General features: G+C 50.7%; 17 protein-coding genes. 4 read left to right on the top strand and 13 right to left on the bottom strand.

Annotated elements, in window-relative coordinates; translation table 11 throughout:
* Nucleotides 1–233: 233 nt before the first annotated feature.
* The 5 genes from BUB55_RS14360 to BUB55_RS12670 all read right to left on the bottom strand — a co-directional run bounded on the left by BUB55_RS14360 (nt 234) and on the right by BUB55_RS12670 (nt 5,594).
* Nucleotides 234–374 (bottom strand): hypothetical protein, encoded by a 141-nt coding sequence (locus BUB55_RS14360; RefSeq protein WP_159431998.1) that lies wholly within the window; start codon nt 372–374, stop codon nt 234–236.
* Between the two features lie 152 nt (nt 375–526).
* Nucleotides 527–685 carry a hypothetical protein gene (locus tag BUB55_RS14355; protein WP_159431997.1) on the bottom strand — a complete coding sequence of 53 codons (159 nt, stop codon included), beginning with the start codon at nt 683–685 and terminating at the stop codon, nt 527–529.
* A gap of 20 nt (nt 686–705) precedes the next feature.
* Entirely contained in the window at nt 706–3,858 is a 3,153-nt protein-coding gene (locus tag BUB55_RS12680) for an InlB B-repeat-containing protein (protein WP_073192047.1), read from the bottom strand.
* Nucleotides 3,859–4,001: 143 nt separating this feature from the next.
* Entirely contained in the window at nt 4,002–4,442 is a 441-nt protein-coding gene (locus BUB55_RS12675) for a hypothetical protein (protein ID WP_073192044.1), read from the bottom strand.
* A 168-nt stretch (nt 4,443–4,610) separates the two neighbouring features.
* Complete coding sequence (locus tag BUB55_RS12670) at nt 4,611–5,594, bottom strand: PD-(D/E)XK nuclease family transposase (RefSeq protein ID WP_073192042.1); 984 nt, start codon at nt 5,592–5,594, stop codon at nt 4,611–4,613.
* Nucleotides 5,595–5,746: 152 nt separating this feature from the next.
* Here BUB55_RS12670 and ilvD point away from each other — a divergent pair, with 152 nt between their 5' ends.
* Nucleotides 5,747–7,606 carry a dihydroxy-acid dehydratase gene (ilvD, locus tag BUB55_RS12665; protein WP_073192040.1) on the top strand — a complete coding sequence of 620 codons (1,860 nt, stop codon included), beginning with the start codon at nt 5,747–5,749 and terminating at the stop codon, nt 7,604–7,606.
* Between the two features lie 80 nt (nt 7,607–7,686).
* On the opposite strand, the gene BUB55_RS12660 is transcribed toward ilvD, so the two are convergent.
* Complete coding sequence (locus BUB55_RS12660; RefSeq protein ID WP_159431996.1) at nt 7,687–8,712, bottom strand: diguanylate cyclase domain-containing protein; 1,026 nt, start codon at nt 8,710–8,712, stop codon at nt 7,687–7,689.
* A 35-nt stretch (nt 8,713–8,747) separates the two neighbouring features.
* Nucleotides 8,748–9,845 carry a GGDEF domain-containing protein gene (locus BUB55_RS12655; protein ID WP_073192035.1) on the bottom strand — a complete coding sequence of 366 codons (1,098 nt, stop codon included), beginning with the start codon at nt 9,843–9,845 and terminating at the stop codon, nt 8,748–8,750.
* 230 nt (nt 9,846–10,075) lie between these two features.
* Here BUB55_RS12655 and BUB55_RS12650 point away from each other — a divergent pair, with 230 nt between their 5' ends.
* Nucleotides 10,076–11,476: a cellulase family glycosylhydrolase gene (locus BUB55_RS12650; protein ID WP_083597023.1), complete on the top strand. Its 1,401-nt coding sequence runs from the start codon at nt 10,076–10,078 to the stop codon at nt 11,474–11,476.
* Nucleotides 11,477–11,561: 85 nt separating this feature from the next.
* Here the strand turns inward: BUB55_RS12650 and BUB55_RS12645 are convergent, their stop codons facing one another.
* From BUB55_RS12645 to BUB55_RS12635, 3 genes are all read right to left on the bottom strand, one after another.
* Nucleotides 11,562–13,928, bottom strand: coding sequence for a sodium-translocating pyrophosphatase (locus BUB55_RS12645; protein WP_073192031.1), 2,367 nt, complete (start codon nt 13,926–13,928; stop codon nt 11,562–11,564).
* A gap of 216 nt (nt 13,929–14,144) precedes the next feature.
* Nucleotides 14,145–14,954: a SprT-like domain-containing protein gene (locus BUB55_RS12640; protein ID WP_234971937.1), complete on the bottom strand. Its 810-nt coding sequence runs from the start codon at nt 14,952–14,954 to the stop codon at nt 14,145–14,147.
* Complete coding sequence (locus BUB55_RS12635; RefSeq protein WP_073192029.1) at nt 14,954–15,706, bottom strand: YkgJ family cysteine cluster protein; 753 nt, start codon at nt 15,704–15,706, stop codon at nt 14,954–14,956. Before BUB55_RS12635 ends, BUB55_RS12640 begins: the two co-directional genes overlap by 1 nt.
* Before the next feature lie 128 nt (nt 15,707–15,834).
* Here BUB55_RS12635 and BUB55_RS12630 point away from each other — a divergent pair, with 128 nt between their 5' ends.
* Both BUB55_RS12630 and BUB55_RS12625 read left to right on the top strand, forming a co-directional pair.
* Complete coding sequence (locus tag BUB55_RS12630; RefSeq protein ID WP_143153065.1) at nt 15,835–17,190, top strand: tetratricopeptide repeat protein; 1,356 nt, start codon at nt 15,835–15,837, stop codon at nt 17,188–17,190.
* The gene (locus tag BUB55_RS12625) at nt 17,190–18,443 is read left to right on the top strand and encodes a hypothetical protein (RefSeq protein WP_073192025.1); all 1,254 of its coding nucleotides are present in this window, start codon (nt 17,190–17,192) and stop codon (nt 18,441–18,443) included. The genes BUB55_RS12630 and BUB55_RS12625 overlap by 1 nt, the downstream gene beginning before the upstream one ends.
* 276 nt (nt 18,444–18,719) lie before the next feature.
* On the opposite strand, the gene BUB55_RS14350 is transcribed toward BUB55_RS12625, so the two are convergent.
* The 3 genes from BUB55_RS14350 to BUB55_RS12620 all read right to left on the bottom strand — a co-directional run bounded on the left by BUB55_RS14350 (nt 18,720) and on the right by BUB55_RS12620 (nt 19,808).
* Nucleotides 18,720–18,863, bottom strand: a complete 144-nt coding sequence (locus BUB55_RS14350) for a hypothetical protein (RefSeq protein ID WP_159431995.1) — start codon at nt 18,861–18,863, stop codon at nt 18,720–18,722.
* Between the two features lie 31 nt (nt 18,864–18,894).
* Nucleotides 18,895–19,038 carry a hypothetical protein gene (locus BUB55_RS14345; RefSeq protein ID WP_159431994.1) on the bottom strand — a complete coding sequence of 48 codons (144 nt, stop codon included), beginning with the start codon at nt 19,036–19,038 and terminating at the stop codon, nt 18,895–18,897.
* Nucleotides 19,039–19,157: 119 nt separating this feature from the next.
* A complete protein-coding gene (locus BUB55_RS12620) occupies nt 19,158–19,808 on the bottom strand; it encodes a hypothetical protein (protein WP_073192023.1) in 651 nt (216 codons plus the stop codon).
* Between the last annotated feature and the right edge of the window lie 124 nt (nt 19,809–19,932).

Below are 19,932 nucleotides of genomic sequence, written 5' to 3'. Positions count from 1 at the left end.
TGAAACGGGAACTGGAAAAGAGCAGAAAGAAAGGAAATGTAGCCTAAATCTGATGTTGGAACAAACTATTTTTGCGAAAAACCCTTGACACTACCCAGACAACCCGACCTTCAAGTACGAAGAACTCGAGGAATGCCCGTGGGAACTCGATATGAAGTGGTGATTATCTAAGCGAAACGCTATATATAAAAACGGAGCCGCAACGGGCTCCGTTTTTTTAAACAATCAAGCGATTAGGCGTAGTGATCTTTTTCGACGACTTCCTTGAAAGCGCCGCCACCCGTGTAGCCACCGCTGGATTCCATCAAGGGGGCCTTGGCATGGACTTTGCACACCTTCATCTGAGGAGTTTTGTATTCCTTTTTCGTTTTCATGTAAAAGTCCTTTTTAGTCAATGACAACATCACCAGTATTGCTCGCCGACATCAGGGTAGCCCTTGCATGAATCACACATACCTCCATCTGGGGTTTCTTGTATGTTTTTTTATTATTCATGAAGGAATTCCTATGTGGAGAAGACTGATTGTTAAGCGGAAACGCCTCTCAAAAGAAGGGGTTTGTCGTTGCAGTCTTCATGAATGACGTCACCGCTACTTTGACACAAGATACTCTGAACTGCACAGTCCATGACTTCCATCTGCGGAGCGGTGTATTCCTTCTTCATCTTTTCAATGCATTCTTTCATTTTTACTATCCTTCCTTTTTTTACTTAATAATAGCTTTTTTTCCGTTCTTGTAGTAGGTACCCTTCACGGTCGGCTTCGAATTCAGCCGACGTCCCTTCAAATCGTACCAGCGGTCCATACGAACCTCGCCCGTGACCGTGTTGAGAGTACCTGTCTGGACAACAAAGCCATTCTCGTTCTCGATTTCGATATCGAGTTCGTCCGGAAGCAAGATGTTGCTACCAAGAGTGCCGCTGGCAGACTTCGCCGTAACGTTGGCACTCTTGCGGTAAACCAGGTAGGCTCGCATGGGGTTGATAAAGGCGCCTTCGGCGATCTTCACGAATTCGCCCAGTTTGGCACCATCGCGTTCCTCATTGGCAAACAGGTAAATGGGATTGTTGTTATCAATAGTGAACTTCTCGTATTGATAAGCTCCGATGAATTCCCAGTTGTTCGCAGCAGTCGCTTCGCCTTCCGTTGTCGTGTTGAGAGTAACGGAGGTCGGGATGTCAAAAGTCACCTGGGATCCCGCAGGGATAATGACATAGGGCGTATTCGGCATAATCTTGGTCGCCGTAGCCACCTTGAACTTCCAGCGGCCATCCTCCCCCATTACAACAGTCTTGAACTTGTAGACCTCGGTACTAACGACATCTTCGGCATCGATTTCAAACGGGACATAGAGCGTCGCAATCTTCCCCGCATTGAACGTGCGGTTCAGGGTCACGCTATTGACGGTAATGTTGGAAGAAATCACAGTTTCATCGGCTTCATCAAGATTGGGCTCGTCGCCACCACCGTAAGTACCGTTGATGACGGCATTCTTCGTACCGTCCTCATTTTCAATAATCGTCACGGCACCAAATTTTGAACCACGAACCCAATAGGGATATAATACATAATTCTTCGATACTGTAATCTTTTCCCAAAGCTCAAATATCTTTTCGCCACCTTCATTACTCCAGCCATCCTGAACATATCCCTCACGAGTATAAGAAATTCCTCTTAAGGTATAGCTTGTTCCATAATTTACCGTTTCAGGAAGAACTTCTCCATTACCATATGATCCTGCTCGGTAAGCAATGGTATAAGTAGCCTCAGACCACTTAGCATAGATTGTCAAAGGTCCCGTTGCACCCGGTTTAACACCCTCTGCTTTGGTACTAAATTGTTCTTCATAGAACCAGCCATCAAACGTATAACCTGGTTTGGTTGGCGTGTAAAAAGCAAAATCACTTTCAATATTGTAAGTTTGATGATCCGGATCACAAGAAGCGTCCACACATGTGATATTATAATCAGTCGTTTTCCAGTGAGCATAAAGAATAATGCTATGCATAATAGGAGTGTTTTCAAATTCAAATAAAATCCCGCCATTTTTTTCTGTCCACCACCCATCAAATTCATAACCTTCATCAGGGACAGCAAATCCTTCCTCAGGTTCATTAACAAGTCCACCACCTTGTACAGTCGTTTCCGTAAAGGCTACTTTAGTCTTACCATGACCTTCAGCATGGAAGGTTACTGTATAGGTCTCTACTTCAGTCCAAATGGCATAAAGCGTCGTATTCTCTGAAGAAGCAAAGGTACTCAATTGATTCAAATCAATTGCATCATTGACAGAAGCACCATCATTGAAAGACCATCCCCTAAAATACATCCACTTACCACCATCACAATTTTCTCCGTTAACGGTACCTGTGCAATATTTTTCAGGAAGAGGTTCTATACCTTCAACTGTAATAGGATCACCTGTTGGCACAAGTTTCGCTTTTGTGACCGTAAGCGGGTCAGGGGGGAAATACCCACCATTGGCATCAAAGGTAATTTCAATCACCGGATTCCACACTGCATACACAGTCGTTTGTCCATTTACTTCACCTAAATTTTCGTCAGGAGTTGTCGCATTTTTATTACGGGACCAGCCAAGAAAAGCATAACCGTCGCGAGAAGGAATAGAAATTCCATTCGTCGTAACCGTAGTTCCACTGATGACCACATTGTATTTTTTTGCTCCTGAAGGGAACCCACCCCCATTAGCATCAAAAGTCACCATATAACCATCTGAACCTTCATAAGATAATCCCAAGAAACCAACGGACCACGCACTAGATGTCGCACCCACACACGTTTCTTCGCTCCAAGTTCCTCCATTCAGGACACAAGCGACTTCCTCATTATTTACGTCAGAACTCCCTGTAGGTGAGCCATTAATATTTCCTTTTCCAATGGCGCCATCTACACTAGAATCATCATAATAAACATTATTAGCACTCACTGTTCCGCTATATTGAGAACCAACAACACCTCCAGCCTTAGATTGATAAGTTTTATTACCAACTACTGCAGATCCTGTACTTGAAACACCACTGCCAGCATAAACACACGAGCTTATAGATACGGTCTTTTTGGTATATCCAACAATCCCACCCGCATAAGCCAAACCGTTAGCATCAATGGCGACTTCACTCACAGAACCCGTTATAGATCCACCTCCAGCATTGCCAACAAGGCCTCCAACTGCCTGACCAACACCACTTGTAACAATATTCCCAGAAACAATACAATCTTTAACGGAGCCATTGCTCCAGCCAACAAGAGTACCTATAGAAACAGGCTTTGCAACACAATCACCTCCTGTCACATATTTTCCACCATCACCTGAACCAAGTACTTGAATATTTTCTAATATCAGATTTTTTACTGTTCCCGAGAAAGCTCCAACAAAGCCAACATTCTGCGTATAATACACATTCATTTGTTCAAGAAAATCACTATTCAAATATAAATTTGAAATTTTATGGTTATTTCCATCAAAAACACCTGCATACTTACAATAAATCATATTATCTTTAGCCTTTCCACCTGGCCCTGCACAAATGGGAATCCAAAACTTTTTATCCCCCTCGTTCGCATCATCCGAATTCATCGTTAAATTTGCAGTCAATTTTGCATTTATACCAGCATTATCGACATGCTGATTATTTAGATAGCATGAAAACCACGCCAATTTTTCGGGCGTATCAATTTCATAAGAACCATTCACTAACGAAGCCTCTTGCAAGGTGTAGCCACCCCATGTTGCACCAGCAGAGCAATCAAACGGCTCAGGAGTCGCAGCAAAACCCTGCCCAACAAACACGAGGCAGGTCACGATAAATAATGTTTTCAATCTGGTTATAAACTGCATAATATTTCCCCTTTTTTCCTAAATTTAGCTTTTTTCCGTAAAATTAAAATAAATTTACAGAAAAAAGCGTCGTCAAGAGGGAAAATCGTGAGTCATGTCACGACCGAACCACTATTTCTCTTCAAAAAAGTGGCCCAAATCACTTAACAATGACCCTTTTCCCGTTCTTGACCAGTAAAAGCCCCGATAAGGCCAAGATTCTGAGCATATTTTCCTTTTTTGTAATCCGGTACATTCAAAATTTCTTCGGCACTTATATACAGGTTTCGAATGATATGACCTTTTCCATTAAAATTGACATTGGTTGGATCTCCGTCTGCTGCAATAGGAACCCAATAGTACCCATCACCTTCTCCCTTCATGTCAAGATCAGCAATCAATTCAATGCATTTGTCAGGCTTTTTTCCCGAAAACCATGCCAATTCTTGCGGCGAAGATACTTCGTAGCACTTACTTACCGTATTTACAGAAGGTTTTTGGGCACTCGCATGTGTCATCCACGATTCCATAGCACCAAACGCCTGCCCCACGGCAAGCAACCCAAACATTACACACAAAGTACCTGTAATTGTAAACTTTCGCATACACCGCCTCTTTTTTTCCCAAAAATAGAAAAAAAATAAGGAAATTACAATATTTTCACGAAAAAAAACAGAAACAGAGGGCCCAAAAGTGACCTCCGTCACGGAAAAATTCCCTTTTTTCGCGTAAGTCCTTGATTTTTATGTGATTTAGCGCACTTTTTGAGGGAATTACTTTGCAGCGAGCGCCTCGGCTATTATGGATTCGGCGACGCCCTTCGAGCGCAGGAATTCGGCCATTTCTGCGCGGCCTTGTGCACGGCCTTCTGCAAGACCTTCTGCATGACCTTGTGCAAGACCTTGTGCATGACCTTGTGCATGACCTTCTTCCTGGGCGCGGATCTTGGCTCCAGCCAGCATGATTTCGTAATCTTCTTCGTGTGCCATAGCTTTCTCCTGAACGGACAGAAGTTCGTCGGCCGCGTTGTCCACGCGAATGCGCTCGAGTGCCTCCTCGACGACTCCGCTGCCGAAATCCGGAAGTTCACCGCCGTCCCTGGCGTGATTCAGTAGGTAGAGCCATACATCTACGGCCCCCTTCACCTCGTCGGCGGACTTCGTGAAGTTCGGGATGCTAAGGAAAATATACTTATTTTTTTCCGAAAGTGGTCGAGCACTTCCGCCCTTCAGGGAGATCCTGCTGTAAAGCGCCCACTCGTCCAAATATTCCCCCTCGGCATGGGGCAAGTCGAAGTCGCAAATCCAAATAGATACCGTCTCCGGCAACTGGTAGCGGCGTCGCCTCTGCAAGTCTGCGGGAAGAGCCTTAAATTCTGGAGAATTTTCCATCTTCTTCTTTCCCTTGATAAGCAAAAAGGCCTTATAGAGGATAGTGCGGTCGATGAAAAAGTCGTGTTCCAGGCGCTGCATCTCCACGTTCAGGAACCGGCCCGTCCCGGTTGTTGCGAAGATGTCGAACACCACCTTCTTGCGCTCGGGAAGGCGAAATTCCACGGGCTCCTCGAACCTGAAGCGAAGCGTCTTGATTTTGTCGTCGCCCTCGAGATCAAGTACGCCGTCAAGAAAGTCCTTCAAGGCGGCCTCGCTGCCGAAAAACTCCTTGAAAGCCGGGTCGTATGTCGGGTCCAGGTAGACCTTGCCCCTGAACGCCTCCGGAATCGGGTTCTTGCGAATTACTTTTCGATTTTTGTCCATCTTATATTCCTTTTTTTGCGGGTACGCCCCCGCTGGGCGGATGGAGCAGTCCCCACCTACTGTATAAGACGGATTTTTGCCGGGATTTGTGCCATGGAATTTCAAATTTTCTACATTTTTTGAAAAAGTTTAAGACACAAAAGAGGATTATTATGCCGAAACTTCGTTCGCTCAAGACTATGGAAGGCCGTGAAATGGCCGGTGCACGCGCCCTGTGGCACGCAACTGGAACCAAGGTGGAAGACTTTGGCAAGCCCGTCATCTGCGTGGTGAACAGCTATACCCAGTTTGTTCCGGGCCACGTTCACCTGAAGGACTTGGGCCAGGTGGTCGCCCGCGCGATTGAAGCCGCCGGCGGTGTCGCGAAGGAAATGAACACCATCGCGGTCGATGACGGTATCGCCATGGGCCACGACGGCATGCTCTACAGCCTCCCGAGCCGCGACCTGATTGCGGACTCCACCGAATACATGGCCAACGCCCACCGCGCCGACGCCCTCGTCTGCATCTCCAACTGCGACAAGGTGACTCCGGGTATGCTTATGGCCGCCATGCGCCTCAACATTCCGGCAATTTTCGTGAGCGGCGGCCCGATGGAAGCTGGCCACGTGACCACGAAGGACGGCAAGGATCGCGCCCTTGACCTGATTGACGCCATGATCGATTCCGCCGACAACACCATCAGCGACGAAGAAGTGGCCGCCATCGAAGCGAACTCCTGCCCCACTTGCGGTTCCTGCTCCGGCATGTTCACCGCAAACTCCATGAACTCCCTGACCGAAGCCCTCGGCCTTAGCCTCCCGGGCAACGGCACCATCGTGGCGACCCACGCCGAACGCAAGAAACTCTTTGAAGCTGCCGGTAAGCGCATCGTGGAACTCTGCCACCAGTATTACGATTTGAACGACGACAGCATCCTCCCGCGTAGCATCGCCACGAAGGACGCCTTCGAGAACGCCATGCGCCTCGACATTGCCATGGGCGGCTCCTCCAACACCGTGCTCCACTTGCTCGCCGTGGCCCAGGAAGCGGGCGTCGACTTCACCATGAAGGACATCGACCGCCTTTCCCGCAACACGCCGTGCATCTGCAAGGTGGCCCCGACCGTCCACAACATCCACGTGGAAAACGTGAACCGCGCCGGTGGCATCATGGGCATCCTCGGTGAACTGGACCGCATGGGCCTCATCCACAAGGATGCAAAGACCGTTCATGCCAAGACCATGGGCGAAGCCCTCGAAGTGAACGACCTCAAGCGCAACCCCAGCGAAGAAGCCAAGCAGCGCTATCTCGCAGGCCCGGGCCGCAAGTACAACCTGGTCGCATTCTCGCAGAATTTCATGTACCCCGACCACGACCTCGACCGTGCCACGGGCGCAATCCGCGACGGCGAACACGCCTATACCAAGGACGGCGGCCTCGCTGTTCTGTACGGTAACCTCGCCGTGGACGGCTGCATCGTGAAGACCGCCGGCGTCGATGAATCCATCTTCAAGTTCACCGGCCCCGCCGTGGTGTTCGAAAGCCAGGAAGATGCCGTGAAGGGCATTCTCGACCCGAACGTGGTGAAGGCTGGCGACGTGGTCGTCATCCGCTACGAAGGCCCGAAGGGCGGCCCCGGCATGCAGGAAATGCTCTACCCGACCTCTTACCTCAAGAGCCGTCACCTCGGCAAGTCCTGCGCCCTCCTCACCGACGGACGCTTCTCCGGCGGTACGAGCGGTCTCTCCATCGGCCACGCTTCTCCGGAAGCCGCCAACAAGGGAAACATCGGCCTCGTGCACACGGGCGACGTCATCGAAATCGACATCCCGAACCGCAGCATCAACGTGCAGCTCACCGACGACGAACTCGCCGAACGCCGCAAGGAAATGGAAGCCCGCGGCGCGAAGGCTTGGCAGCCGGAACACCGCGACCGCGTTGTCAGCAAGGCCTTGCAGGCATACGCCGCCATGGCATCCAGCGCAGATAAAGGAGCTGTTAGAGACTTGTCTCTGATTGGTGTGAAGTAATTCGCGAACTAATGCCGCGACTTCGCTAATCACAAAAGCAATTAAAAAGCCCCTGATTCATTCAGGGGCTTTTTGCTAATCTACAGTTTTGATTTTTGAACGTCCAAACGGATCTTGTACGGCAAGCCTATCGCCTTCTTTTCGAGATTGGCACGAATCGCATCGCACAATTCTTTTACGGCATCGTCATTTTCAAGATCTGCCACAATAACAAATTCATCCCTGTAAATGCGAGACATAAAGAAGCCGCGCGGTCCGCAAATGGATTTCAACACGTTTGCCACCAGGCAAAGCGCATTGTCGCCTTCCGCATGGCCATAGATGTCACAGATTTTCTTGAACTTGCTTATTTTCAGCGAAACCCGGTACAGCCGTCCATTATCTTCACTGTCGTCCATTTTACCAGTCAAATACACATTCAACTGGCTTCTATTGTTCATGCGGGTCAGCGGATCCAAGGTAATCATTCTCGCCTGCATTGTCGCAAACGTCAACAACATGGCAAGCGCAATGCCGGGCGTCGTCGTAGGGATGTCCCCCAAAAGCATACGCAAAAAAATCGCAAAGAACGGCAAAAGTCCCAGGGATGCAATAGAGAAGTACAAGTCCCGGTCGGCAAAATTCCGTTTAAAGGCGGCCTTGTAAAAAGCAAGGACCATGCTCAGCGCCATATAGAAATAACTTCCCAGTACAGCGACCATGTAAAGCGGGCCCCTGTGATAATAGTTGAAATCATCCAGCTGGAACACCCAACCGGTCCACAATGACATCACGCTCACAAAAACCGAGACCGCCATGGGAATCGATAGCAAAGTCAGTTTCTTTTTGTCTTTCCAGAACGAGAAATTCATTGCGTATCCCGAAAAACGCAGCCAGCAAAAAGACATTACCGCGGAAGACGCAAAATAGAACGCGTACGAAATCCCATTGAACACATCTGCCATCATAAACTGCTGGCCATCCAAGGCAGTCGATAAAAAGTCCAGGCTTGAAGACAACACGACAAGCCCTAACACTTGCGAAAAAAGTTTCTGGTGCACCAGGCGGAAAACGCCCGACTTGACCTTGACCAGCAGGAACACCGACACCGCGATGCTGATAAACATAATTTCTATGTAAATCGAGTTTTGCAACATGGGGCCTACCTAAAACTACGTTTATCGCGCTTTACCTTTTCCAGTTCCAGTTCTGCACGCTTAAACAGATCGGGAATGTTGTCGTCGCCCTCCTTCCTTTCGGCAAAGCCCATACTCACCGTAAATTTGTACGGCAATTCGGCCTCTCTCGAAGCGAGAATCTTGTTGAAAAGTGTTCTGAGTTCGTACGCCTCCACAAGATCGTTCAGTTCGGCCACTGCGACAAATTCATCCCCGCCGGACCTCGAAATAAAATGCCCCATGGGGCCAAAGACCGCCCTCAGCACCTCGGCAATCATCACCAGCGCCAAGTCGCCCTGCATGTGCCCGAACTTGGCATTAACGTTCCTGAACTGGTCCACGTCCAACACAAACAGCATCAGGAGTTTGTTCGCATTGTAGTGGTTGATTTTTTCATCCAAAAAATAGTTGAGCTGGTTCCTGTTGTTCAGTTTGGTCAGTGTGTCCAAAGAAATCAGCTGGTTCTGATTCTCGACAAACATCACAAAAAGGCCAAATGTCACGCCGACGCAAAAAACGACAGTCCCAGGCACCATAATCTGAATGACTTCCCCTGCAAGGGGGACAAAACCCAAACCAGCAATCGCCAACAGTTTTCCCCTGCGTGCGAAGTTCTTCTTTTGAAGCGCCTTGAAAACAGTCCTCACAAAAACAGCCGCCAAAAAAGAACAAGCGAGAACCACCTGCAGCGCTAAATACGGTCCACGATGGTAACAGTTCATTTCGTCTACCGAGAAAATCCATCCGGTCCAAATCGAGGCGATGCTCAACACCGCAAGCACAAACACCGGGATAGCCTGCAAAACAGGCTTTATTCCGCGATCCGCATCGCCGTTCTCCAAATAATACGAGTAACGAAGCCACACAAAGCCCAACACGCCCGTCTGGATAAAGTAGGCGGCGTTAATCACCTTGTTTACCGTCAGGGCTCCTGCAAACTGGGAGCCGTCACAAAGTTTCCACATCAAGTCCAAAAAAAACAGGAGCAGGGAGTGAAAACAGAGTCCAAAGAAAAAGCGCTTGTCCAGTTCGCGCACCACATTACGCCAAACGGTAACCATGAGGATTACCAAGATCAGCACGCAAAAAAGGTTTATTTCAGTATATAGGGCTCTTTCCATAGAACACTACAATAAACTTACACACCAATAAAAAATAATCAAATATTTCGCTTAAAAGCACACTTGTGGCTAAAAACAGCCAATTTAGCCCCCAAATCGTGGTTTCTGCGGTAAACGGGAATTGCCTCCCAGCATAATAAACTCCCTTTTTTTTCGTTTAAATTATAGACGATATATGGAGGTGAGTACCCATGAAGCATTCCGCTTTAAAATTCCTGACCTTGGCAACAGCCCTTTCGGCGTATGCCATTGCCGCAAACATTACCCCAACCCGCGTGGGGCCCGTGAGCCAGTACGGCCAGCTGATGACCGGCAAGAACTCGCAGGGCAAGGGCCAAATCTACGGCAGCTGCGAAGGCGTCAAGGACGGCGCCGAAGTGCAGGTGCGCGGCATGAGCCTTTACTGGAGCCTTATGCCCGAAGCCATGGAATTCTGGACCGAGGAAGGCATCACCACCATGGTGAACGACATGAAAATCCAGCTCGTGCGCGCCGCCATGGCAACCGGGGCCAAATCCAACGAGGACACCGACTGGAAAGGCGAATGGAACGGTATCCAGCTCAAGGGGTACAGCGCAGACCAAACAAACCAAAAGAATTTCGTGAATACGGTGGTAGAAGCCGCCATCAAGAACGACATCTACGTGATTATCGACTGGCATTCCCATTACGCCAACGAACAGACAAGCGCCGCCAAGGCATTTTTCTCTGAAATGGCCCAAAAGTGGGGACAATACGACAACGTGATTTTCGAGGTGTTCAATGAGCCCAAGCAGGTCGACTGGAGCGTCGTCAAAAACTACGCCAACGAAATTGTCGCCGAAATCCGCAAGTATTCTGACAACCTGGTTATCGTGGGCAACCCGAGCTGGGACCAGAACCCCAATGCGGCCATCGGCAACGAAGTGAGCGACAGCAAGAAGAACATCGCCTACGCCCTCCACTACTATGCCAACTCCCACTGCTGGGAAGGCTCATACGGCTGGGGTAACGGCACCAACGACGCCTGCGAGGGCACCAAGGGCGTAAAGGCCATGAACGCGGGCCTCTCCGTATTCATGAGCGAATGGGGCACCGGCAATGCCGACGGCAAGGGAACTCCCGACCAGGGCCGCAACGAAAGCTGGCAGAACTACATGAACACACACAAGCTCTCTTGGGCAAACTGGAGCGCCTCCAAGATTAACGAAGGCACGGCGGCATTCCAGGGTTCTTCCAACAAGACCAGCCTGCAGTACACCACCTCGGGCAACCTGGTCAAGGGTTACCTGAGTTCGAACCCAGCTACTTACAAGGCATGCAAAACCAATGTCCCCGTGATTTCCTCGTCATCCACTATCGCCATCCCGTTTACCATGGTCGAAAGCTTCAACGTTTCTGTACAAAACAGGACCCTGCAGCTGAACTCCACAGCCAGCGGCATTACCAACGTCGAAGTATTCGACCTGCTTGGACACGCCAAGATGCAAACCGAAAAACTGTTTAGCGCCGGCACTAACGCAGTCGATCTGCAAAGCCTCCCCGCGGGCACCTACCTGGTGCGCGTGAGCCAGGGGTCCAATTTCACCCAAAAACGAATCCAGCTGAAATAAGAAACTTACTGAGAGAGAAAGATCCCGGGGGCCGAGGCCCTCGGGATTCTTTTTTATGGGGATGCCATCAAGTGGACGCCCCCGGTCAAACAAACCCACCGAACTTGACGATGACGCCCGCAAACACGACGCTCACCATCGTCATGAGTTTAATCAAGATATTGAGCGAAGGTCCTGCGGTATCCTTGAAGGGGTCGCCCACAGTGTCGCCCACGACCGCCGACTTGTGCGTGTCGCTGCCCTTGCCACCATAGTTGCCCTTCTCCACGTACTTTTTCGCATTGTCCCAGGCGCCACCCGCGTTGTTGAGCATGGTCGCCAGCGAGAAGCCTGCGGCAAGGCCACCCGCCAACAGCCCGAACACGCCAGCGACACCCATCGCGAGCCCCACCACCACCGGTACAATAACCGCAAGAAGCGACGGGACAATCATCTCCTTCTGGGCTCCGGTCGTCGAGATTTCCACGCAGCGCCCGTATTCGGGCTGAGCCGAGCCATCCATGATTCCAGGGATTTCCCGGAACTGCCGACGGACTTCCTCGACCATCGCAGATGCCGCACGGCCCACCGCCTTGATGGTAAGCGCACAGAACACGAACGCCATCATGGCGCCAATGAAGAGCCCGCCCAAGAGCATGGGGTTCATGAGGTTCAAATTGAAGATGTGCATGAAGTCGCTGTAGTCCGCCTTGCTTGCAACCATCCCAACAAGGTCGCCGTGTTCCGAAATGGCTCGGGAGCCCTCGTCAATAAGTTTCACGCCGGGCACGTTCGATACCGCACTCGCAAGATCAGCAGCATGGTTCGCAAAAGTGATGCTCCCGACGTTCCACACGCCTTTCGCCGATGCGGCAAGGTGCCCAATCCAAATCTTGACTTCCTCGACGTAGCTCGCCAAAAGCGCCATGGCGGTGAGTGCCGCAGAACCGATAGCAAAGCCCTTACCGGTCGCCGCCGTAGTGTTCCCGAGCATGTCGAGTTCATCGGTACGGGCGCGCACCTTCGGGTCGAGCCCCGCCATCTCGGCGTTACCGCCCGCATTGTCGGCAATCGGGCCGAACGCGTCCGTCGCAAGGGTGATGCCCAAGGTACTCAACATGCCCACCGCAGCAAAGCCGACGCCATAAAGCCCAAGCCCCATGTTCTGGAAACCGCCCGCGCAACCAAATGCCGCGACAATGCCAGCGACAATCGTCACCACCGGGAGCCCAGTCGAGAACATGCCTACCGAGATGCCGTCAATAATCGTGGTCGCAGGTCCGAGTTTCGCCTGCCCCGCAATGCCGCGCGTTGGCTTGTAGGCATCGGACGTGTAGTATTCCGTGAACTGGCCAATGAGTATACCCGCAGCAAGGCCCGAAAGCACCGAGCCAAAGATGCCCATCGAAATAAAGTCGAGCTTCACGAGCACCAACAGCGCAATGAGGATCAAGACCGAGGAGCCCAGCGTCCCCGTCAAAAGCGAACGCAAAAGCGACTTGGTATCGGCGGTCTCCTTCGTGCGCACCATGTAGATGCCAATGACCGAGAGCACAATGCCTATGGCCGCGACGACCATCGGGGCGATAACCATCTTGATGCCCCCCATCGGGAGTGCGGCACCGAGTGCCGCCGTCGAGAGGATCGACCCGCAGTAGGATTCGTAAAGGTCCGCGCCCATGCCGGCAACGTCACCCACGTTGTCGCCCACGTTATCGGCAATGGTCGCCGGGTTGCGCGGGTCGTCTTCGGGAATTCCCGCCTCGACTTTGCCCACGAGGTCGGCACCCACATCGGCCGCCTTCGTATAAATGCCGCCGCCCACACGGGCAAAGAGCGCCTGCAACGAGGCGCCCATGCCAAAGGTGAGCATGGTCGTCGTGATTTCCACCATCTTCGCGTGCGCCCAGGCAGGATTGCTCACCAGCGCATCGCTCCAGGCGGGAATCGAAAGCTTGGCAGCAATATTGGCGCCAAAGCCCCATACGTTATGGTCATAAATGTAGTTGAGCAAAAAGAACCACGCCGAAATATCAATGAGCCCAAAACCCACGACCACAAGGCCCATCACCGCCCCGCTCCTAAAAGCAATGACCAGCCCGCGGTTCAAACTCGAGATGGCCCCGTTCGCCGTACGTGAACTCGCGTAAGTCGCGGTCTTCATGCCCAAAAAACCGCACAGTCCGCTAAAAAAACCGCCCGTGAGAAAAGCCACCGGCACAAACGGGTTCTGGATGCCCATAAAGGCGAGCACCACGAATATCACAAATAGCACCGCAAAGACAACCGATACCGTCTTGTACTGCCTTCGCAGGTAGGCAAACGCCCCCACTCGCACAAAATGCGCAATCGCCTTCATTTTGCGGTCGCCATCGGGCTGACGCTTCATAAAACGATAAAAGTGGAACGCCATCGCAAGCGCGACAAGGGCGGCTGCGGGCACAAGCAGCCAGTAGAGAGGGATAGAAGCCATAAACGCCTCGATTTTTTGATTAACCACACATAAAAATCAAAAAAACCGCAAATTGCGTACTCTACAAACAAACGGCAGGCACAAGGACAACCCTAAGGTTATCATAAAGGAATTTATTCTGTTTTTTGGGAAAAGCCGTAAAAAAACATTTTTTTACACACGAACATCCATTATTCCAAATTGGAACAAGATGCCGGCAGCAAAAAAATTGACGCCCTACAGTTCCTTGTGCTTGAGCAAGGCGCGAATGTTCCTGGGGAGCACATCCTTGTGCCACTTGGTCCATTCATCATAAAATATATAGCGGCGTTCGCGCTGACGGAACACGCGGCCATGCACCACGCGGCGTCCATTGCGCATCTCTACCGGGATCACGATGTGCAGGCACTCGTGGTACACGACCCCGGCCACGGCGTACTTGGGGCAGTTCGCCGCGTCGTAGCCCTTGCTAATGCTAATCAGGTGAAAGTCCTCGCCCGTCAACGGGTCCTTGCGCGTGGTGTGGTAGCTGAGTCCGCCCACACGGTTGCTCCAGGTAATTCGGCAATTCAAACTGCCATCAAAATAGGTGTCGTTCACCGCAGCCAAGATATCGTTCAAGTCGTGGTACTTGCCCTTGGGGCGAATCGGCGGGATGCGGTTGCGGCTCTCGAGCGGTTTTTCACCTCGATCCACAAGCACCTGGTCGACCACGGTCCAAAAGCGCGTCACCAAGTCCTTGATAATCGCCTTGTTCTTTTGAGTCTTGCGACGTACCGCATGCTCGGCCCACTCCGCCGCCAGTTCACGGGCAGCGGTAAACTCGGGATCCCGCATGTAGGCAGGGAGCATGACCTCGGGGTGGCCAAACAAGACGCCGCCCTTGCAGCGGATGCTCTTTTTTAGCAGCGGGTTGTACTTGAAGTTCACGAGCCCGTTGGCTGAACAGTCCGGCGAAGCCGCCTGCACGGCAGGTACTTTAGGCTGCTCGGGATAGTTCCCGAACAAATCCAGCTGGCCGAACATGTCCATTTGATCGCCTGCCATTAGCCAAGGACCCCTTCAAAAGCGTTCACCGACAAAAGACCGCCAAAATAGCTCTCCGAGAGGTGAAGCCCGGCATAGTGCTCCGAGATGCCATAAATGGCTTCCTCGATATTGTCGGGCAAATACACTATGTAACTGTCGTTTTTCTCGGTCTGCAGGCTCTCGGGCGTGCAGTACTTGGGGTCCGTCTCGCTAAAGTACATGCGGCACGAGACCGGACGGAACGGATAGACCATGCAATCCCCCGCCTTGTTCGAGAACGGGCACGGGCGCCATGCCGCAAAATAATCGTGAAGAGCCTTGTCTTCTGCCTCGTCTTCGGAAGCCTCGGTCTCCAGCCTCTTTTCAAACAAACTATCAAACAGATTCGCCCGCATTTGGCACGCGTCCATCACATCGATCAAGTCGTCGCGCTTGCGAAGTTCGCAATACAGGTATATCAGTTCAAACGGCTCCACCGACATGGGGTAATGGTGGCAGCAGTTGCCGCAAGCCGGCCGGCACTGGATGGGGCGAGGTTGCTGAGGCAATACCGCCTTCAAATATTGGGCATAGGCGTCATGGTACGCCTTGGCGAACTTTAAAATTTCGGGCAACTGCTCCCGCAGGTTGTCCTCACCCACGGCATATTCCCTGCGCAGGGATTGAGCAATCCGGTCCAGGCGGTCCCGTTCGGCACCCAACAAAACGGCCATCTTCATTTCGGCCAATTTATATGCCCTGGTGGGGAAATAATCGCGGTAAAGTTCCATTATTGACAAATATAGATACAAAAAAAGCCATTAAAAACACACAAAAAAGGGCTACCGAAACTTTTTGCTTACAATAATGTTATCTTTTAAACAGTTTTGGACCATTTTTCAAAACAACGGAAATGTTTATGAAACTGAGAAAAACGTTATTGGTGTGCACCGCAATAGCCCTCATGGCAAGCTTTATCGGTTGCAACCTGTTCAACCCGACCGAAAGCGTCGACATTGCCTCCAACGATGCCAACGCCCTCACCTACGAAGGCTACATCAAGTTCCGCAACAACGAGTACACCGAGGCTGCCAACTACTTTGGCCAAGCCATTGTGGCGGACCCAAGCCACTCCGAGGCGTGGTTCGGCCTTGCCAAGACCAAAATGAACCAGCAGGACTTGAACATCTTTGAACTTTTGAAGTACGTGAACGTCGCCCAAAAGACCAAGTTCCCCCTAGCCGATATGGACGACGCTACCGCTTACAAGTATAAAGTCGGCATCGACACCGTGGTCAGCTACCTTAAGATGTTCATCTACAAGGACACCACAGGCCAGCTGGACGGCGTCATCACCTACGCCACCATCTCGAACAGTTTTATGATTCTGCAGCTCATGCAGACCATGCTCTCCATGCGCAATACAACCAAAAACATGCCCGCCTGCGTGAACGGGAGCGCCGAAGGCTGCGATCTCGGTGCCATTCTCAACGCCATGAAGGGGAACGTGAGCGAAACACTTGATGCGCTAGAAGACGTGTTCAAGACCTGTGAAGAAAACCCGTCCACTATGGCCTCCATTGGCGACCAGTACCTAGCCGGATTTGATTACCTGAAAGGCGAAGCCCAGGAGCTCGCCGTAGAAAGCATGTGCGGAGCGCTTGCCGAAACCATTTCCAATACAGGAGACGGCTACTCGCAAGAAAAGGCGCTAAATACGGTCATTTCCCAACTTGGCTACAGCGACTTCTTTGACGAGGACGGCGATGGTTGCCATGACGAAGAAATCTACGACGGTCAGGACAATGACGGTGACGGAGAAATTGACGAAGACCTCCGCGACAAGACAAACCAAATCAAGTACGACTACGAGTACGCCGCACGCTTGACCGCAGCCAACACAATGCAAGGCAAAAAGAGCATCTCGAATATGCTGATTGTTGCATCCGCCGCCCCCAGTCCCAAGTACGAACAGGTAGACATCGACATGAACCTGATTGCCGGCGAAGAAGACGAATGGCGTTTCATTTACGATTCCTATGAAAAACGCGCTCAAAACGCCGACCACCGGTTTAAATTTGCACAGAAACTGGTATTCAACCCCGCAGGATATCCACTCGAAGAATACCTTAGCTTCAAGAGTCTTGTCGCCATGGACAACACCGGGGATCAATACGACCTCAATTTCCGCAAGACTTACATTGGCGGTTGCTGGGTCAACTACAACGAAGAAATGTTCAAAGCTTGGACGGATCTTGCAAGGAGTAAAAAATAATGCGCCATATTGTTATTTCCTCCTTAATTCTTTTAACGGCAGTAGTCTCATTTGCAGCCAAGGCTCCGACGCACCACTCCATTCGTGCCGAAGGCATGGGTAACGCCCATGTGGCAGTAGTCGACGACAAGGAAGCTATCTACTACAACTACGCAGGTTTGAGCCAAATCAACCGTTTGGGTAACTACGATAAAAGGCCGGAACAGGGTTATTATCCGAGAAACTTCCTGGGCGACATGAGATTGAACCTCGGTGGCGCAGGTCCGTTCGAAACGTACTTCTCCACCTACAACGTGGCGAAGGACTTGCAGGTCATGTACCAGAATGCAAGCAACGTCGCTCTCTTATACGGGCTTCCCACAAATTCCGTCCTCATGGATACTCTTTCGACCCATCCCGAACTCGTACACAAGATCAACAACTACGACCACAAGTACCTGTCGATGAAAATCAAGATGGACGCGGAAATGGCCTTCCACGGATTCGGCGGTGCAGTTTGGGTAGACGGAAGAGTCAACCCGTACCTGGATGGTGGAATTATCCTCCCCTTCCTCGCCATCGACACCATGGTCATTGACGGCGTGGTCCAGGGCGGTGTCGCCTACGGATTTACGGACAAACTATCCGTCGGTATCGGCGCCAAGGCCGCCAAGCGCGAAAAGGTCGAGATGATCACCGTCGACATCATGAACTACGACGCTCTCCAAGACACCTTGGAAGACCGTTACCATGACGCCACCGACAACATTTTTGACTTCAATAGCATTTCCATGGGTATTGACTTGGGCGTCCTTTACCAGTTGACCCGTGAATTCCGCGTAGGCGCCTCCCTCAACGACATCTACTTCAAGGAATTGGCTGGCGATAAAATTACGCCGAACCTCACCATGGGTTTCAACTACAGCCCCCGATTCTTTAACAAGAACACCGGCTTTGCACGTAAGTTCAACTTCGCCATGGACTATGCCAACGCCCTCTACAGCGAGAACAACTACAAGCCGTTCTCCCACTTGAATTTTGGTTTGGAAGTGGAACAGACTCTCCTTGCCTGGCCTGGCTACAACAACGAAATCCGCGCCTTGGCGGTACGCCTTGCAGGTGGCTTCAAGGGAGGCTACCCCTCCGCCGGCCTCGGGCTCGAAATTTTGCGATTCCTTACGCTTGAATTTGCCACGTGGGCCGAGGAACTCGGTTACTACACTGGTCAGGACGAAGAGCGCATCTACATGGGACAGATCAGTTTGGGATTCTAGGGAATCTTGAAAAAAGATTTAAGGACGGTTTGCTTGTGCAAGCCGTCTTTTTTTGTAAAAAATGCAAAGATACGCATTTTGACTTGACATCGGCCCACAAAGGGCTGTGTCAAGCCTGGCTGTATGGTTGCAAGAACGCTGCGGAAACCAAAAATGGCCAAAATAGCCTAAATTCTGCAATTCCGTAGTGAACAAACAGCTTCGGAGGGGCTTACGAAACCGACATTTTTTGCTATGGCAACGGAACCGTATAAAATGACTTGACAGAGCCGACTTTTACATTTTGTCCGGCTTGTCAACATCGGCCATTCCGACTTCATAGACGGATGGAGTCGATTCGCAAGTGCTGCATTGCAATAGAGTCGACTGTGGCTTTAGTGTAATGACCTTGATGCAAGGCTTTTCGTAGACCTTTTTCATTCTGGCTATCTTAACTAAAAGCGAACTGTTGCTAATTGAATTCAACTTCAATGGTGTCATCGTTGCAGGTGCTGCATTGCAGCAGGGCGGACTGCTGCTTTAATTTGACGATTTTTACGGTTGGGGCGATATATTCTTTTTTCTGTTCGGATTGGTTTGCTTGAATCGTTTCCATAAGTCAATAGTTTATAGTTGATGATTGCTACGTGTCATGCCCGCTATACGATACTAGGCAACTTGTTGCCATAGTAGAGTTATCCTCTTTGTGGAGAAGGCGGGCATCCCTTTTTCCGCTCACTTCTTGAAATAAGCCCCTTTAGCTTTCGGCTTTCCGACATGGCGTCCCTTCAGGTCGAAGGTTCGGCTTGGACGTATGCTGCTGAATTCTCCCGTACGGGTATCCATTCTCGCGATGAAGGTTGTATGTTCTTCGCCGTTCTGGTCCTTTTCGAAGAATTCGACCTCAATCGTTTCAGGAGTGTTGTCTTCGTTGAAAAGATTTGCGACACTTGCCGCACGCTGTTCGCCCGATGCTAGCGGACGGTTCTGTACGGGCTTTAGCTGCACGCTGGCGTCCTTTTTTCTCAGGTAGGCGCGCAATGGGTAAGCATATCCCCCTGCAGCAATCTTTCCGAACTGCCCCTTGGCTATGTTATGTTCGTTGCGGCCTGCGAAGGCGTAGGCGAGCCCGAGCTCTTTGTCTTCATCACCACCCCAAGTTTTGTACTGATAAACGCCCACAAAGTACCATAATTTATCCTGGCTTTTGACGGTGTCAATTTCATTTTCGTCCATATATACAGTGACATGCTTTCCTTGCAAATCGAATGTCAATTCTTCTTCGTAGACGATGATTGCATAGGGGTGAAGCGGTTGAATATGTCCATCTGGTATTTTCTCCATTCTTGCTTTCCATGTATTCCCTACCTGCTCAACAGAATACAAATCATAAAAATCTGCGTTAGTTCTTGTTTCGAATTTGTCCCTTTTTTAGTTGAAAATCCAGGTCTCCAACTGGTGTAAATCTAGGCTATTAGCGCTTCATTGTCAAGTAGTTTCATGCTCTTTT

The sequence above is a fragment of the Fibrobacter sp. UWP2 genome (genome assembly GCF_900141705.1).
GTDB lineage: Bacteria > Fibrobacterota > Fibrobacteria > Fibrobacterales > Fibrobacteraceae > Fibrobacter.
Note: the sequence above shows the minus strand (reverse complement) of the source record. Positions and strands in the feature narration are given on the sequence as shown.

Coding starts and splice junctions, on each gene's coding strand:
- BUB55_RS14360 (WP_159431998.1), bottom strand. CDS start 374: ATGAAAACGAAAAAGGAATACAAAACTCCTCAGATGAAGGTGTGCAAA.
- BUB55_RS14355 (WP_159431997.1), bottom strand. CDS start 685: ATGAAAGAATGCATTGAAAAGATGAAGAAGGAATACACCGCTCCGCAG.
- BUB55_RS12680 (WP_073192047.1), bottom strand. CDS start 3,858: ATGCAGTTTATAACCAGATTGAAAACATTATTTATCGTGACCTGCCTC.
- BUB55_RS12675 (WP_073192044.1), bottom strand. CDS start 4,442: ATGCGAAAGTTTACAATTACAGGTACTTTGTGTGTAATGTTTGGGTTG.
- BUB55_RS12670 (WP_073192042.1), bottom strand. CDS start 5,594: ATGGACAAAAATCGAAAAGTAATTCGCAAGAACCCGATTCCGGAGGCG.
- ilvD (WP_073192040.1), top strand. CDS start 5,747: ATGCCGAAACTTCGTTCGCTCAAGACTATGGAAGGCCGTGAAATGGCC.
- BUB55_RS12660 (WP_159431996.1), bottom strand. CDS start 8,712: ATGTTTATCAGCATCGCGGTGTCGGTGTTCCTGCTGGTCAAGGTCAAG.
- BUB55_RS12650 (WP_083597023.1), top strand. CDS start 10,076: ATGAAGCATTCCGCTTTAAAATTCCTGACCTTGGCAACAGCCCTTTCG.
- BUB55_RS12645 (WP_073192031.1), bottom strand. CDS start 13,928: ATGGCTTCTATCCCTCTCTACTGGCTGCTTGTGCCCGCAGCCGCCCTT.
- BUB55_RS12640 (WP_234971937.1), bottom strand. CDS start 14,954: ATGGCAGGCGATCAAATGGACATGTTCGGCCAGCTGGATTTGTTCGGG.
- BUB55_RS12635 (WP_073192029.1), bottom strand. CDS start 15,706: ATGGAACTTTACCGCGATTATTTCCCCACCAGGGCATATAAATTGGCC.
- BUB55_RS12630 (WP_143153065.1), top strand. CDS start 15,835: ATGAAACTGAGAAAAACGTTATTGGTGTGCACCGCAATAGCCCTCATG.
- BUB55_RS12625 (WP_073192025.1), top strand. CDS start 17,190: ATGCGCCATATTGTTATTTCCTCCTTAATTCTTTTAACGGCAGTAGTC.
- BUB55_RS14350 (WP_159431995.1), bottom strand. CDS start 18,863: ATGAAAAAGGTCTACGAAAAGCCTTGCATCAAGGTCATTACACTAAAG.
- BUB55_RS14345 (WP_159431994.1), bottom strand. CDS start 19,038: ATGGAAACGATTCAAGCAAACCAATCCGAACAGAAAAAAGAATATATC.